Source organism: Pseudoxanthomonas jiangsuensis (assembly GCF_010093185.1).
In the GTDB taxonomy this organism is placed as follows: Bacteria; Pseudomonadota; Gammaproteobacteria; order Xanthomonadales; family Xanthomonadaceae; genus Pseudoxanthomonas; species Pseudoxanthomonas jiangsuensis.
Genome location: NZ_PDWL01000010.1, coordinates 109,463 through 125,057, shown reverse-complemented (window position 1 = coordinate 125,057; position 15,595 = coordinate 109,463). Strand labels below are relative to the sequence as shown.

11 protein-coding genes, 1 tRNA gene and 1 pseudogene are annotated in these 15,595 nt (G+C 71.7%); 7 read left to right on the top strand and 6 right to left on the bottom strand.

What is annotated here, in order from left to right; all coding sequences use genetic code 11:
- Positions 1 to 104 precede the first annotated feature (104 nt).
- Positions 105 to 263 (bottom strand): annotated as a pseudogene (locus CSC62_RS18280) (transposase); the annotation flags it as partial.
- Between the two features lie 88 nt (positions 264 to 351).
- A complete protein-coding gene (hrpA, locus tag CSC62_RS08355) occupies positions 352 to 4,638 on the bottom strand; it encodes an ATP-dependent RNA helicase HrpA (protein WP_162405721.1) in 4,287 nt (1,428 codons plus the stop codon).
- Between the two features lie 99 nt (positions 4,639 to 4,737).
- Here hrpA and CSC62_RS08350 point away from each other — a divergent pair, with 99 nt between their 5' ends.
- A complete protein-coding gene (locus CSC62_RS08350) occupies positions 4,738 to 5,295 on the top strand; it encodes a Dps family protein (protein ID WP_162405720.1) in 558 nt (185 codons plus the stop codon).
- Between the two features lie 161 nt (positions 5,296 to 5,456).
- On the top strand, positions 5,457 to 7,349 hold the full coding sequence (recQ, locus tag CSC62_RS08345; protein ID WP_162405719.1) for a DNA helicase RecQ: 1,893 nt from the start codon (positions 5,457 to 5,459) through the stop codon (positions 7,347 to 7,349).
- 318 nt (positions 7,350 to 7,667) lie between these two features.
- Here recQ and CSC62_RS08340 read toward each other — a convergent pair whose 3' ends face one another.
- On the bottom strand, positions 7,668 to 12,230 hold the full coding sequence (locus CSC62_RS08340; RefSeq protein WP_162405718.1) for a DEAD/DEAH box helicase: 4,563 nt from the start codon (positions 12,228 to 12,230) through the stop codon (positions 7,668 to 7,670).
- 426 nt (positions 12,231 to 12,656) lie between these two features.
- Between CSC62_RS08340 and CSC62_RS08335 the strand changes: the two genes are divergently transcribed.
- From CSC62_RS08335 to CSC62_RS08325, 3 genes are read left to right on the top strand one after another with little or no spacing between them, the layout of a single operon-like run.
- Entirely contained in the window at positions 12,657 to 12,836 is a 180-nt protein-coding gene (locus CSC62_RS08335) for a hypothetical protein (RefSeq protein ID WP_162405717.1), read from the top strand.
- A complete protein-coding gene (locus tag CSC62_RS08330; protein ID WP_162405625.1) occupies positions 12,833 to 13,006 on the top strand; it encodes a hypothetical protein in 174 nt (57 codons plus the stop codon). The genes CSC62_RS08335 and CSC62_RS08330 overlap by 4 nt, the downstream gene beginning before the upstream one ends.
- 41 nt (positions 13,007 to 13,047) lie before the next feature.
- The gene (locus CSC62_RS08325; RefSeq protein WP_162405716.1) at positions 13,048 to 13,554 is read left to right on the top strand and encodes a YciE/YciF ferroxidase family protein; all 507 of its coding nucleotides are present in this window, start codon (positions 13,048 to 13,050) and stop codon (positions 13,552 to 13,554) included.
- 47 nt (positions 13,555 to 13,601) lie between these two features.
- Here CSC62_RS08325 and CSC62_RS08320 read toward each other — a convergent pair whose 3' ends face one another.
- From CSC62_RS08320 to CSC62_RS08310, 3 genes are all read right to left on the bottom strand, one after another.
- A complete protein-coding gene (locus CSC62_RS08320; RefSeq protein ID WP_162405715.1) occupies positions 13,602 to 13,844 on the bottom strand; it encodes a response regulator in 243 nt (80 codons plus the stop codon).
- Positions 13,841 to 14,014, bottom strand: a complete 174-nt coding sequence (locus CSC62_RS08315) for a response regulator (protein WP_162405714.1) — start codon at positions 14,012 to 14,014, stop codon at positions 13,841 to 13,843. The genes CSC62_RS08320 and CSC62_RS08315 overlap by 4 nt, the downstream gene beginning before the upstream one ends.
- A gap of 150 nt (positions 14,015 to 14,164) precedes the next feature.
- Positions 14,165 to 14,821, bottom strand: a complete 657-nt coding sequence (locus CSC62_RS08310) for a DUF6766 family protein (RefSeq protein ID WP_162405713.1) — start codon at positions 14,819 to 14,821, stop codon at positions 14,165 to 14,167.
- 191 nt (positions 14,822 to 15,012) lie between these two features.
- On the opposite strand from CSC62_RS08310, the gene CSC62_RS08305 reads away from it, so the two are divergent.
- Both CSC62_RS08305 and CSC62_RS08300 read left to right on the top strand, forming a co-directional pair.
- Positions 15,013 to 15,450 (top strand): low affinity iron permease family protein, encoded by a 438-nt coding sequence (locus CSC62_RS08305; protein WP_162405712.1) that lies wholly within the window; start codon positions 15,013 to 15,015, stop codon positions 15,448 to 15,450.
- 66 nt (positions 15,451 to 15,516) lie between these two features.
- Positions 15,517 to 15,592: transfer RNA gene (locus tag CSC62_RS08300), tRNA-Lys, on the top strand.
- Positions 15,593 to 15,595: the final 3 nt, after the last annotated feature.

Genomic DNA, 15,595 nt, shown 5'->3' with positions numbered 1-15,595 from the left:
GCGGCGGCTTTTTTTAGGATGTCGCGCTCCTCGGTCACCCGCCGCAGCTCGGCCTTGAGCCGGCGGATCTCGGCTGACTCGCTCGGCGCAACCGTGGCTCCAGCGGCCGGCATCGTCTTCTTGGCCGCCTGCACCCAGCCATACAATGTGTGCTTGGGAATCCCGATCCGCGAGGCGACGTCCACTACCGTGAAGCCACGCTCGATCACCTGCTTCACCGCTTCGGCCCGGAACTCATCCGTGTACTGCTTGCTGTTGCTCATAAACACCTCGGTCATTGCCATCAATTATGGCAACCGGATGTCTACGAAAGGCTGGCCGGTCCACATCCGATTTCAAGTCTGCCGGCACCTACAGCAGCGTGGCCAGCCTTTGCGCCAGCTTCTTGGGCGAGACGCCGCCGCGCGAACCCAGTTCCTGGGCGAACAGCGAAACCCGCAGCTCCTCCAGGTCCCAGCGCAAGGCCTGCCACTCCGGCGCCTCGTCCTCGCCGCGCGCGCGCGCCGCGGCCAGCGCGTCGATGAACGGCTTGAGTTCGAGCATCCGCGCCTGGTCGCGGGCCGGGTCGCGCATCGCGCGTTCGGCGCGCAGGGCCATGCCCTTGAGCCAGCGCGGGAACTGGGCCAGGGCCTCGGCCGGTGTGCGGCCAAGGAAGCCGGGGTGCACCAGGCCCTCCAGCTGCGCGCGCAGGTCGTCGAGGTTGGCCCCGGCCCACCCCATCAGCGGCGCCTCGAGTTTCGGCTTCAGCTCGGCCACCGCGGCCAGGATCTGCTCGGCCAGCTGCAACCGTGCCATCGCCTCGGCGAACAGCGTGCGGCCTGCGGTTTCGGCACGCTTGCGGAACGCGGCGCGGTCGCGGATCTCGCCCAGGCCCTCGGCCAGTACCGCGTTAAGCGCGGCCTCCACCAGGTCGGCGCGCAGCTGCTCCTTCTCTTTCGCCTTCGCCTCCGGGCCATGGCCGAACTGCTCGATCGCCGCGTACAGCAGGCCCAGCTTGGGCGAGACCGGCAGCTGCCTGCGCGCCTGCCGGGCCTTGTCGGCCAGGGCGATGCGCAAAAGGCGATCGACCCCGCGCGGATGCGCCGCTTCGGCCTGGGCGCGGTCGGCGAACACGCGCAGCACGGCGTGTTCGCCCTCGTCCACCAGCGCGGGCCAGCCGGGCACGCCGGCCTCGCCGGTGACCTGGACCGGTATGGCTTCTTCCGGGAAATCGCGCAGTTCGCCGCCGCCCTGGGCCAGCGCGCGCGCGGCGCGCGAGGCGAAGGCGCGGCCGGCGCGCTCGCCGAACTGCGCGCGCAACGCGTCGAGGTCGCGCGACTCGGCCAGCACCTTGCCGTCCTGCTCCGGCGCTGCGCGCGCCGGCTCCGCGCGCGCCTGGACATCGCGCAGGCGCAGGTTCATCCGCAGGTGCGGCTCCAGCGCGGCCTCGTCGAAATCCAGGGCCGAAACCTGGACCCCGGTGGCGCGAGAGAGGAAGCGCGCCAGCTCGCCGGGCAGCGCATCGGCCGATGGTTTCGGGAACGCCTCGAAGAAGGCGCGGCCGAAGTCCGGCGCCGGCACGTAGTTGCGGCGCATGGCCTTGGGCAGGCTGCGGATCAGGCCGGCGGCCTTGTCGGCGACGAAGCCCGGCGCCAGCCACGACAGCCGCGCCGGGTCCAGCGCGTTGAGCAGCGGCAAAGGCACGTCCAGGGTGACGCCGTCGTCGGCCGCGCCCGGCTCGAAGCGGTAGTGCAGGGGCAGGCGCGCGTCGCCCAGCGGGAAGTACTTCGGGTACAGGTCGTCCTGGCTGCCTTCGCCGGGCAGCAGGTCGACGGTCGACCAGCGCAGGGCCTGCTTCTTCTCCTGGCCCAGCTTCGGGTACCAGGCATCCAGGCCGGCGGCCGAGTGGATCTCGCCCGGCACCCGGTCCAGGTACCAGCGCGCCTGCCAGTCCTCGCCGGCGACCAGGCCGGCGCGGCGCAGCTTGGCCTCCTCCTCGCGCGCCTGCTCCAGGGTCTTGAGGTTGGCGGCGACGAACGAGGCGCGGGTGTCGATCTCGCCGGTCACCAGGCCCTGGCGCACGAACAGGTCGTGGGCGCCGGCCGGGTCGATCCGGCCGTAGTGGACGGGCCGTTTGGGAGCGAGCACCAGGCCGAACAGGCCGATCTGCTCGGAGGCCAGGACGTTGCCCTGGGCGCGCGACCAGCGCGGATCGAAGTGCTTGCGCGCCAGCAGGTGCGGCAGCTCGGCGATGGCCCAGTCCGGCTCGATCGCCGCGGCGGTCAGGCCCCAGACCTTCTGGGTATCCAGCAGGGTCGCCACCAGCACCCAGGGCGGGGGCTTCTTCGCCAGGGGCGAGGCCGGGAACAGCTGGAAGCGGCGCTGGCGCGGCGCCTGGTAGTCGCCCTTCTCGGTGCGGTGGCCGAGCTGGGTCGGCAGGCCGGCGATCAGGGCACGATGCAGGGATTGGTAGGCGGCGGCGCGCTCGCGGGCGCCGATGCGGGGCTCTGCGCCGGTGCCCGCGGCGCCGGCCGCCGATGCCGCGCCGGCCGGTCGGGAGCCGCGCGCGGGCGCCGCCACGGTTGACGCCTGGATCGCCTTGCCTTCCCGCACCATCCGCGCGGCGCGGTGCAGTTCGCCGCGGGTGGGACGCGCACTGGAACCGCCACGCTCGTCCGCCGCCGGCGCACCGGCCAGCAGGGGCAGCACCGCCTGTTCCGCCGGTTCCTCGCGCCAGCCCAGCTCCTCGCACAGCAGCTTGAGCTGGCGGTGCAGCTCGCGCCATTCGCGCATGCGCAGGAACCCGAGGAAACGCTTGCCGCACCAGTCGCGCAGCCGCGACTGGGTCAGCTCGCCGTGGGCGTCGTCGTAGGCCTGCCACAGGCGCAGGATGCCGACGAACTCCGAGCGCGGATCGGCGAACTGGGCGTGGGCGTTGTCGGCGGCCTCGCGTGCTTCCGGCGGACGCTCGCGCGGATCCTGCACGCCGAGGAAGGCGGCGATCGGCAGCATCGCCCGCAGCACCCCGTGCGCCTGCGCGGCCACCAGCATCCGCGCCAGCTTCACGTCCACCGGCAGGCGCGCCATCTGCCGGCCGATCGCGGTCAACCGGCGCTGGCCGTCGCCCGTCTCCTCGATCGCGCCGAATTCGACCAGCTGCTGCCAGCCGTCGGCGATGGCGCGCTCGTCGGGCGGCTCCAGGAACGGGAAGTCTTCTATCCGCCCCAGGCCCAGATGCAGCATGCGCAGGATCACCCCGGCCAGGCTGGAACGGCGGATCTCCGGGTCGGTGAATTCCGGGCGCGCGAGGAAATCGGCCTCGGCGTACAGGCGGTAGCAGATGCCCTCGGCGACGCGGCCGCAGCGGCCCTTGCGCTGGTTGGCGCTGGCCTGGCTGATCGGCTCCACGTGCAGGCGGTCGATCTTCGAGCGCGGGCTGTAGCGCTTGATCCGGGCCTCACCCGGGTCGACCACGTAGCGGATCCGCGGCACCGTCAGCGAGGTTTCGGCGACGTTGGTGGCCAGCACGATCCGCCTCTGCGGGCCGGGGTTGAACACCCGGTCCTGGTCGCGCGCCGACAGCCGCGCATACAGCGGCAGCACCTCGGTGGAGCGGTACTGGCGCTTCTCCAGCGCCCGGTGCAGGTCCCGGATCTCGCGCTCGCCGGGCAGGAACACCAGCACGTCGCCGCGCGGGTCGGCGGCGGTGATTTCGTCGATGGCGCTGGCGATCGCGGCCAGCGGATCCAGCTCGCGCTCCTCGCGCGGGCGGCGGGCGGAAGCGCCTGCGCCGCCGTCCCGCTTTCCCGCGCCGCGCCCGGGGCCGGCGGGATCGGCCGTTCCCCGTTCATCGCTTCCCGTGCCCTGTTCCGGCGGCCGGTAACGCACCTCCACCGGGAACGTGCGCCCGGCCACCTCGACCACCGGCGCGTCGTCGAAATGCCTCGAGAACCTGGACGTGTCTATCGTGGCCGAGGTGACGATCACCTTCAGGTCGCGGCGCTTCTTCAGCAGCTGCTTGAGGTAGCCCAGCAGGAAGTCGATGTTGAGGCTGCGCTCGTGGGCCTCGTCGATGATCAGGGTGTCGTAGGCCGACAGCCAGCGGTCGGAGGCGATCTCCGCCAGGAGGATGCCGTCGGTCATGAACTTGACCCGGGTATCGGCCCCGGCATGGTCGCTGAAGCGCACCTGGTAGCCGACCACGCCGCCCAGCGGCACCTTCAGCTCCTCGGCCACCCGGGTGGCCACCGCGCGGGCGGCGATCCGCCGCGGCTGGGTGCAGCCGATCGCCCCGGCCACGCCGCGGCCGGCGGCCAGGCACAGCTTGGGCAGCTGGGTGGTCTTGCCCGAGCCGGTCTCGCCGGCCACCACCACCACCGGGTGCTCGCGGATCAGGCGCACGATCCGCTCGGCCTCGGCGGCGATCGGCAGGGCCGCGTCCACGGTCACCGCCGGCAGGCCTTCGGCGCGCGCCCGTACCTGCGCGGCCGAGGCCGCCAGGGCCTGCTCGAAGCGCTCGCGCAGCTGCGCATCGGCCGGCGCGCCGCGCCAGCGCGACCAGAGTCCGTGCAGGCGGCCGCGGTCGCGGGTCAGGGCCGTGTCGATGCCGCGCCGGCCGGCGTCGAGGGCGGTGCGGAGGTCGGCGGGGATCGATTCCATCTATGCGGCCGTGTGAAACTTTGCATAACGCGAAGGGGTTTAACGTCTATTGTGACAGCCCCATCTCTCCCCTGTGGACCCACCCCAAGGAGCATGTTCATGGCCAAGACCAAGTCCCCCAAGAAGGCCCCGGCCGGCAAGGCCAAGACCGCCAAGACGCTCGACCCGGTCGCCTCGACCTCGCGGATCGACATCGGCATCACCAGCGCCGACCGCAAGGAGATCGCCGAAGGCCTGGCCCGCTACCTGTCCGACGCCTTCACCCTGTACCTGAAGACCCACAACTTCCACTGGAACGTGACTGGGCCGATGTTCAACTCGCTGCACGTGATGTTCGAGACCCAGTACACCGAGCAGTGGAACGCGCTGGACGAGGTCGCCGAGCGCACCCGCGCGCTGGGCTTCAACACCCCGGGCTCGTACGCCGAGTTCATCCGCCTGACCTCGATCCGCGAGGAGTCCGGCGCCGACGGCGTGCCCGACTGGAAGGGCATGGTCCAGCAGCTGGTGGCCGGCAACGAGGCGGTGTGCCGGACCGCGCGCGAGGTGCTCAAGACCGCCGACGACGCCGGCGACGACCCGACCGTGGACCTGCTGACCCAGCGCCTGCAGACCCACGAGAAGTACGCCTGGATGCTGCGCTCGCTGCTGGAGTGAGCGGCGCGCGGACCTGCGGGTCCGCACCGCCTGCGACGGCCGCCTCCGGGCGGCCGTCGTGTTTCAGCCTGCCGCCCCTACACCGCCGCGCCTGCTTTTCCTACCCTCGCGCACCCGCACGGTTCAGCGCTGCCGCCCGCATCGCCCGGTATCCTTGGCGCATGCAGGAACTCCTCCACGACGAACCGCCGCGCATCGCCGATGCGGCGGCCCCCGCCGGCGATGCCGTGTCGGTGCTGCGCCGGGTCTTCGGCTACGACGCCTTCCGCGGCCAGCAGCAGGCCATCGTCGAGCACGTCGCCGGCGGCCACGACGCCCTGGTGCTGATGCCCACCGGCGGCGGCAAGTCGCTGTGCTACCAGATCCCCTCCCTGCTGCGCGCAGGCACCGGCCTGGTGGTCTCGCCGCTGATCGCGCTGATGCAGGACCAGGTCGAGGCCTTGCGCCAGCTGGGCGTGCGCGCGGCCTACCTCAACTCCACCCTGGATGCCACCGAAGCCCGCCAGGTCGAGCGCGATCTGCTCGACGGCGGCCTCGACCTGCTCTACGTCGCCCCCGAGCGCCTGCTCACCCCGCGTTTCCTCGACCTGATCGAGCGCAGCCCAATCGCCCTGTTCGCGATCGACGAGGCCCACTGCGTCTCGCAGTGGGGCCACGACTTCCGCCCCGAATACCGCGAGCTGACGATCCTGCACGAGCGCTGGCCGCAGGTGCCGCGGATCGCCCTGACCGCCACCGCCGACCCGCCGACCCGGCGCGAGATCGCCGAGCGCCTGGCGCTGGAGGACGCGCAGTGCTTCCTCAGCTCGTTCGACCGGCCCAACATCCGTTACTTGGTCGCGCACAAGGACAACCCGCGCCGGCAGCTGGTCGACTTCCTGGCCTCGCACGCCGGCGAGTCGGGGATCGTCTACTGCCTGTCGCGGCGCAAGGTCGAGGAGACCGCCGAGTTCCTCGCCGGCCGCGGCATCGCCGCCCTGCCCTACCACGCCGGCCTGCCGGCGGCGGTGCGCGCCGAGAACCAGCGCCGCTTCCTGCGCGAGGACGGAATCGTGATGTGCGCGACCATCGCCTTCGGCATGGGCATCGACAAGCCGGACGTGCGCTTCGTCGCCCACATGGACCTGCCCAAGTCGATCGAGGGCTATTACCAGGAGACCGGCCGCGCCGGCCGCGACGGCGAGCCGGCCGAGGCCTGGATGGGCTACGGCCTGGGCGACGTGGTCCTGCTGCGGCAGATGATAGAGCAGGGCGAGGCCGGCGAGGAGCGCAAGGCGCTGGAGCGGCGCAAGCTCGACCAGCTGCTGGGCTACTGCGAATCGGCGATGTGTCGGCGCCAGGCCTTGCTGGCCGCATTCGGCGAAACCTACGTCCCGGCCGCCGGCCACGAAGGCCCGGGCGTATGCGGCAACTGCGACAACTGCCTGCAGCCGGTGCGCACCTGGGACGCGACCGAGGCCGCGCGCAAGGCCCTGAGCTGCGTCTATCGCACCGGCCAGCGCTTCGGCGCAGCCCACCTGATCGACGTGCTGCGCGGCGCCGACACCGAGAAGGTGCGCCAGTTCCGCCACCAGGAGATCTCCACCTACGGCATCGGCGCCGACCTGGACGCCAACGCCTGGCGCAGCGTGTTCCGCCAGCTGGTGGTGGCCGGCCTGCTGGAAGTGGACGCCGAGGGCCACGGCAGCCTGCGCCTGGGCCCGGCGGCCCGGCCGGTGCTGCGCGGCGAGCAGGAGGTGCACCTGCGCGAGGAACCGGCGCGCAAGTCCGGCCGCGGCGGCGGAAGCGGCGGCGGCGAGCGCCGCAGCGAGAGCACCCTGCACGTGGACGCCGGCGACCGCCCCCTGTTCGACGCCCTGCGCGCCTGGCGCGGGCAGATGGCGCGCGAGCAGAACGTGCCGGCCTACGTGATCTTCCACGACCGCACCCTGCGCGACATCGCCCAGCTGCGCCCGGCCTCCATTTCGGAGCTTGCCCGGGTCGGCGGGATCGGCGGCGGCAAGCTCGGCCGCTACGGCGAGGCGGTGCTGGAGATCGTGCGCGAGCAGGGATGAGCTGGGGGCGGCATGCCGTGCGCCGGCTTCGGCCGGGGCCGCCGCGCCTTGGGTCTGCGGCTTTGGAGTTCACCGCTTCTGGTGCTCCGCTCTTCGAGCTTTTGCTCTGCCTTTTGTAGGAGCCGGTCTTGCCGGCGACCGCCATGGCGGATGCGTTTGCGTGAAACCGGACGCCAATGATCCGTCCGCCTCCACGGTCGCCGGCGCTTCTCCACGGACGAATGTCCGGTCTCCCGGCTCCTACAGGTGAAGCAAAACCGGCATCCGAAGGCACGATTCCCAACGCACAAGCGTCTCCGAAGCCAGGTCAACCCGCTCCTACAGGGGAGTGGCGGCCTGGAGGCGGGCGAGCAGGGCTTCGGGGCCGGAGTCGGGCTCGCGCAGCAGGGTCTTGCGGGCGGCGGCTTCCAAAGCCGGGTCCAGTTTCGCCATCGGCCGCACCTCGCCGGCCACCAGCGAGGCCAACGGCATGCCGTCGCGGTACAGCACGCGGGCCCCGGCAATACGCGGCACCTTGTCGCCGGCGACCACCGTGCCGGACAGGTTCAGCGGGTCCAGCGCGCTCAGGCAGACCAGGGTGCCGTCCTCCGGCTTCTGCCGCGCCTTGCGCAGCAGGCCGATGGCTTCCGGCAGGGCGAACTGCTCGCCCGACAGGCCCTCGATGAAACGCCCGCCGCGCACTTCGCCCCGCGCTTCCAGCCGATGGTAGACGCGCAACAGTTCGCGCCACGGCGGCAGCCAGGCCGCCTCACGCTCCAGTACCCGCCAGCAGACCACGCCGTAGCGGCGCAGCAGCACCCGGGCGACGTGCTCGACCGCTTCCGGATCGGGTTTCGGCGGCCGCGAGGAACCGGATGACGACGGCTTGCCCACGGCGGCAACCGCTTCGACAGCGCGCGTGCCATCGGCGGCCACGGACGCCTCCTCCGGGACGGTGCCATCGACCGCCACCGGCGACGCCCGCCGCACCAGGGCCCAGCGTCCGGCGTCCTCGATTCCGAGCATCATCGCGCGCCGGCGGCCATGGCCCGGCGAAGGCCGCTTCGAAGCCGGCACCAGCAAGGCGCGCAGGCCGGCGAAGCTGTCGCAGTGGGCGCGGCCGCGGGCGACCAGTTCGGCCAGCGCGTCCTCCAGCTCGGTCTGCAGAAGGCGGGTGCCGGCCAGCATCTCGTCGAAGAACGAGGCGCCGTGCGCGGCGAGGAAGTCGGCCAGCTTCTGCGCGCGCGAGGACAGCGCCGCGTCCTCGCCCGGATCCGGCGCCAGTGCGGTCCAGTGCGGTGCGCTGCGCCGCGGCAGCAGCAGGATCGGGGTGCCGCGCAGCGAGGCGCCGCCGCCGCGCGTCGCGCCGGGTTCGGCCTCGGCCGCGCGCAGCCGGGTCCACAGGGTGCGGCCGGCGGTGCACAGGTCGTCCAACCAGGCGATCGAGTAGTCGCGCACCCGCGCCGGCAGGATCTCGCCCTCCCAGGCCGCGGCCGGGGCCTCGTAGCCTTCCAGCTGCGCCAGCACCCCGGCCAGCGCCTCCGGGCCGCTGACCCGCGAGTCCCGGGCGACCCTCTGCCAGTCGAACAGGAAGCGCATGAAGTCGCGCGGCGCCACCGGCTCGATCTCGCGGCGCAGGCGCTTGAGGGTATAGCGGTGGATGCGCGCGAGCAGGTGGCGCTCGCACCATTCCTCGTCCCTCGCCCCCGGCGAGAAGCGGCCCTGCATCGCATAGCCCTGCGACTGCAGCTTGAGCAAGGCCATGTCCACGACCAGCGGCGCCAGCGCCAGGCTGTCGCCCAGGGCGGCGGCCGTCGCCGGGCCGAGGCCGGTCAGGCGCGAGCGCAGCAGGGCGACCGCCGCGTCCTCGGCGCTCCACGGCACCTTTGCGTATTCCTCCGGAACCGCGATCCCCGGCTGCTGCAGGGCCGACGGGTGCAGGGCCAGCAGCTGCGGCAGGCGCTCGGCCGCCACCCACCACTGGCGGCCGGCGGCGAGCAGGCGGGTGGCGCGCGCGTCGCGCAACAGCTGCTGCAGCCAGGCCTCCCAGGCCGGCGAACGCGCGGCTTCGGCGGCGGTGACGAAGCCCAGCCCGGTCAGGGCCTCGTGCATCTCGTCGGCGCTGCGCGGGCGCGGCCAGGCCTCCTCGCGCACCTGCGCCACCGCCTCGGCGTCCAGCCGGCCCAGGTCGGTGGCCGACTGCGGGTCGGCGTAGCGGCGGGTCTGCACCGCCTGGGTACGGCGCTCCTCCAGGGGAGCATCGTCGAGGAAGGCATAGGGCCGTGCGTTCAGCGCCTCGGCGGCCAGCGGCGAGGGCGCGGTGACGTCGCAGGCGGCGACCTCGATCCCGCCCGATTCCAGGCCCCGCAGCACCTGCAGCCAGCCCTCGGTGTCCATCGCCTCGTGCAGGCAGTCGTCCAGGGTCTGCGCGACCAGCGGGTGGTCGGGCACCTGGCGCTCGCCGACGATGTTCTCCAGGCAGGCGACCTGGTCGGGGAACACGGTGGCCAGCAGGTCCTCGGACTTCATCCTCTGCAGCTGCGGCGGCACCTTCTTGCCGCCGACGAAGCGCGGCAGGGCCAGCGCGGTGGTCGCGTTCCAGCGCCAGCGCACCGGGAACAAGGGCGCGTCCAGCAGGGCCTGGACCAGCACGTCCTGCGCCGAGGACGAGTGCAGGTATTTGGAGACCTCGATCAGCGGGAAGCTGTGGCTGGTGGACAGCGACAGCACGATCGCCTCCTCGGTGGCCGCGGCCTGCAGCTCGAAGTTGAACTGGCGGCAGAAGCGCTTGCGCAGGGCCAGGCCCCAGGCGCGGTTGAGGCGGCTGCCGTAGGGGCTGTGCACCACCAGGTGGGTGGAGCCGGTCTCGTCGAAGAAGCGCTCGAGCACGATCCGCTTCTGGGTGGGCATCGCCCCGCCCAGGGCGATCGCGGTGGCGCCGAGGTAATCGACCAGCTGGCGCGCAGCGTGTTCGGCGAGGCCGAGTTCTTCGGTCAGCCAGGCCATGGCGGCCGTGCCCCCCTCTCCCTCCGGGACGAAGGGCCCAAGCCGCGCGGCGAGTTCCTCGCGCAGCCGCGACACGCCCAGCGACAGCTCGTCGGTGCGCCCGGGCGCCTCGCCCAGCCAGAACGGGATGCTCGGCGGCATGCCCTGCGCGTCCTCCACCCGCACCCGGCCGGCTTCGACCCGCAGGATCCGGTAGCTGGCGTTGCCCAGCTGGAAGATGTCGCCGGCCATGCTCTCGACCGCGAAGTCCTCGTTGACCGAGCCGATGAAGGTGGAGGCCGGCTCCAGCACCACCGCGTAGTCGCCGGTTTCGGGGATGGTGCCGCCGGACATGGTGGCGACCATGCGCGCGCCCTGGCGGCCGCGCAGGCGACGGTTGACCGCGTCGCGGTGCAGCCAGCCGGCGCGCGGGCCGCGGCGGTCGCTGAAACCGTCGGCCAGCATCTTCACCACTTCGTCGAACTTCGCCCGCTCCAGGCGCGCGTACGGCCAGGCGCGGCGCAGCCAGTCGTACAACGCGTCCTCGTCCCACTCGCTGGAAGCGACCTCGGCCACGATCTGCTGGCACAGCACGTCCAGCGGCGCCGGCAGGATCCGCAGGGCGTCGAGCTCGCCGCGGCGCACGCAGTCCAGCAGGGCGGCGCACTCGACCAGCTCGTCGCGGGTCTGCGGGAACAGCCGCGCCTTCGGCACCCCGCCGACGTGGTGACCCGAGCGCCCGGCGCGCTGCAGGAAGGCGGCGATCGAACGCGGCGAGCCGAGCTGGCAGACCAGGTCGACGTCGCCGATGTCCAGGCCCAGTTCCAGCGAGGCGGTGGCCACCAGCACCTGCAGCTGGCCGCGCTTGAGCTTCTGCTCGGCCTCCAGCCGCAGTTCCTTGGACAGGCTGCCGTGGTGGGTGCCCACGACCTCGCGCCCGAGCAGCTCGCCCAGGTGGAAGGCCGCACGCTCGGCCATGCGCCGGGTATTAACGAACACCAGGGTGGTGCGGTGCTGGCGCACCAGCTCGACCAGGCGCGCGTAGACCTGCTCCCACTGCTCGTTGGACATCACCGCCGACAGGGGCGTGGGCGGCAGTTCCAGGGCCAGGTCGCGCTGCTTGGCGTAGCCGATGTCGACCACCGCGCAGTCGGGCACGTCGGTGGCGGCCTGGCCGCCGAGCACCGCGGCGGTGCCGGCCAGCGGATCGGGGCCGTCCCAGCCGGGCAGCGCCTCGCGCGAGGGATACACGTTGGCCGCACCGACCAGGAACCGTGCCACCTCCTCAACGGGCTTTTGCGTGGCCGACAGCCCGATCCGCACCAGCGGCCGCCCGCACAGGGCCTCCAGTCGCTCCAGCGACAACGCCAGGTGGCTGCCGCGCTTGTCGTCGGCCAGGGCGTGGATCTCGTCCACGATCACGCTGCGCACCGAGCCCAGCATCGCCCGGCCCGAGGCCGAGCCGAGCAGCACGTACAGCGACTCGGGGGTGGTGACCAGCACGTGCGGCGGCTGCTTGCGCATCTGCGCGCGCTCGCCCTGCGGGGTGTCGCCGGTACGTACCGCGGTGCGGATCCGCACGTCCGGCAGGCCCAGCTCCAGCAGGGCGTCGCGGATCCCGGCCAGCGGCGCTTCCAGGTTCAGGGCGATGTCGTTGGACAGCGCCTTCAGCGGCGAGACGTAGATCACCTGGGTGCGGTCGGGCAGTTCGCCGCCGTTCGCCAGGCCCTCGCGCACCAGGGCGTCGAGCGCGGCCAGGAACGCGGTCAGGGTCTTGCCCGAACCGGTCGGCGCGGCCACCAGGGTGTTGCGCCCGGCCATGATCGCCGGCCACGCCGCGGCCTGGGCCTCGGTCGGGCCCGGGAAGGCGCGGTCGAACCAGCGCGCGACGGCGGGATGGAAGGCAGCGGTGCTCATGGGCGCGGACTGTCGCCGAAAGCCGGAGCCTGCCCCGCCGCGGTCGCAGCGGGTGAGACGTGGCAACGCGACGGAAGAGGGGCAAGAGGGACGGATTGAATATGCGCCCACCCCACAGGCGCTTCAACCGCGCGGGCCGGCGCCTGCCCGAACGCGTTCAGGCAGGCGTGCAACGCCATTCCGGCACGCGGAACCGGTCCACGCAGGGAACGCAGCCCGGAACGGGCCTCTTCACGAACCGCGCGCCTCACCGCCCGATGACACCAGGTGCGCATCGATGAAGGCGCACCGGTCGCAGTCGTAAAACAGGCCTTCACCCGCAATGCGCAACGGAGCTAACGACCTGTCCCGCATCCTCCCGGTTCGCGCGGTTGCCGACCTGGCCGGCGACTGCCGAGCCCCACAACCTTCCCACGAGATCGCCGCATGGAACACGAACTCGATCCGAACCGCCTCGCCCGTTTCCTTCCCGAACTGCTGCAGCAATACGTGGCGGATCCGCCACAGGCGCCTGCAACCGCGCCGCCGGGCACGGACATCGCAGGCGATCCGGTCGTCCATGGCGTCGCCAGCACCGGCCTGCCGCAGACGGAGATGCGGCCGTGAGCCCCGTCGAGCCGCAGCACCGGCGCGGCGAGCAGCCCGGAAAGCGCGAGAGCGAGCGGCGCAACGATCCCGAATCGCAGCCCGGTGCCCGCGAGGGACAGCCGGCCCAGCACAAGGAGGATGCGGTACCGGCGCGCCCCGACTCCGGCTCTTCCGCTTCAACGCAGTAACCCCCCCCCGCCTTACCCGACCCACCACGAGGAGCATCGCCATGAGCGTCAAGACCATTGAAGAACTGTTCGTCCACGAGCTGTCGGACATCTACAGCGCCGAGAAGCAGCTGACCAAGGCGTTGCCGCGCCTGGCCCGCGCCGCCGACGAGCCGGCCCTGGCCGATGGCTTCCGCATGCATCTGGAGGAGACCCAGGGCCAGATCGAGCGCATCGACCGGATCGTCGAGATCCTCGACATCCGCCTGAAGCGGATCAAGTGCGCCGCGATGGAAGGCCTGGTCGAGGAAGGCAAGGAGATCATCGACTCCATCGAGCAGGGCCCCCTGCGCGACGCGGCGCTGATCGGCGGCGCGCAGAAGGTCGAGCACTACGAGATCGCCGCCTACGGCACCCTGGCCGCGCTGGCCAAGCAGCTCGGCTACAAGGACGCGCTGCCGCTGCTGCTGGAAACGCTGGAAGAGGAAAAGGCCACCGACGAGAAGCTGACCCGGCTGGCCGAACAGGGCGGCAACCAGCGCGCAGCGCGCGAGCGCAAGGCGGCCTGATCCGCTTGCCGGCGCCCCGTTGGATGGCGCGGCGCATCCGCGCCGCGTCAGTGGCTGAAGTGGAAGCGCACGTCGCCGGGCGACGTGCGCCCGCCGCCGGCCGCGTCCGCCGCCAGCGGCACGAACCCGCGGTGGATGGCGGCCAGGTCGATCGGCTTGTACAGGCAGGGCAGATGCCGGTACCGCTCCGGCAGCGTGCCGGCGTCGTACCCGGTCAGCAGCACCGAGGGAATATCGTGGCGGGCCAGTTCGTCGGCGATCGGGAAGGAATCCTCGCCGCCCAGGTTCACGTCGAGCAGGCGATCTGCGGCATCGCGTCGTCATGCAGCGAATCCAGCGCCGGGCCAACCCGCGCGAACGGACCGATCACTTCGGCCCCGAGGTCTTCCAGGATCTCCTTCAGCAGCGAGGCCAGGAGGTATTCGTCCTCCACGAGCAGGATCCGGCTGCCCTCGAGCATTGCTTCCCGTGCTTCCATCGCGCCCGCTCTCTCTGCTTCACCGATCCTCGACATTGGCCGAGCATTCGTTAAGGCCGCGCCGAATATGGAAGGGCGGCTGCAGGAATAATGTTCCGATTGAGACGCGCGGCACGGGTTCTCAGACGATTCTCATGCCCCGGTCTGCATGTGCGGGGCGGCCACCGGCTTGGATTCCGGGGAGCGATCCTGGCGCAGCCAGATCGACAGGACCACGATCGACAGCACCGCCAGGAACTCGCTCTGCCAGTTCTGCATCGACTCGAACCAGAACTGGGCGCCGCCCACGTGTTCGAGCAGGGTCACCGGCGGCTGGCCCTGCATCGCACGCTCCTCGTTCTCCAGCTTCCAGCTGCCCAGGCCGTGCAGCACGAAGGCGATGGCGAACAGCGCCAGGAACGCCAGCGACAGCGAATTGGCGTACAGCCGGCGCGCCAGTCCGCCCGCCCGGGCCGGCCACGGCGTGGGACCGGGCTCGATCTCCTCCTCGTCCCTGGCCGGATCCAGCGGCCGCGACTCGGCCGATCCCTGCTGCCGCAGCCAGACCGTCAGCAACACGTACATGCCCATCTGCAGGAACTCGCTCTCCCAGTTCTCGAACGTCGCCGAGATGGCGTGGCCCGAGGTGACGTAGGCGAGCAGGGCCAGCGGCGGCAGCCCGTCCATGGCCCGCTCCTCGTTGAACGCCGCCTGCCCGGTCAGGATCTGGCCGATCCAGAACGCCAGGAACAGCGCCGCCAGCACCAGGGACAGGCCGTTGCGCTTCCAGAAGGAATATTCGGCAGGCATGGTTCGCTCCGTCTCGCGAGGCGTCGGAAATACCGGGCTTGCATTGGGCACCGGCGCACGCCACCGACGCGTGAAGCACTGGCGCGGTCGCCCGGCAGGCGGTGACGCCGTGCCACCTGCCTGCTGGCGCGTTCACCGACCCTGCACCGCGATGGCACCTAGATTGAAGGCACGCACCGAGGGGACACCACATGGGCATCCGCGACCTGTTCAACACCATCGCCAAGAAAGCTTCAAAGGCCGCAGGCACGCCCTGGGTGTTCTGCCTGGCCCTGGGCCTGATCCTGGCCTGGGCGCTGAGCGGGCCGCTGTTCGGCTTCAACGACACCTGGCAGTTGGTGATCAACACCAGCACCACCATCATCACCTTCCTCATGGTGTTCCTGATCCAGCACACCCAGAACGCGGACACCGCCGCCCTGCACCTGAAGCTGGACGAGCTGATCCGCGTTGTCAGCGACGCCGACAACATCCTCCTGGACATGGAGGAGATGGACGACCAGAAGCTGGAAGAACTGCGCCAACGCTACGAGGCGCTGGCCGAAAAGGCGCGCAACGGCTCGGGCGGTCGCTCCGCAAGCCCGGCGTCCGGCGACGGGATCGAACGCTGCCCCGCACGCGAGGACTGACGGCCGTCGCGCCGGACAGGGGATAGTCGGTTAAAATGCCCGCCCGGCCGCGCGCCGGCACCCCGTGGGCCGTTAGCTCAGTCGGTAGAGCATCGGACTTTTAATCCGCTGGTCGATGGTTCGAATCCATCACGGCCCACCAGCT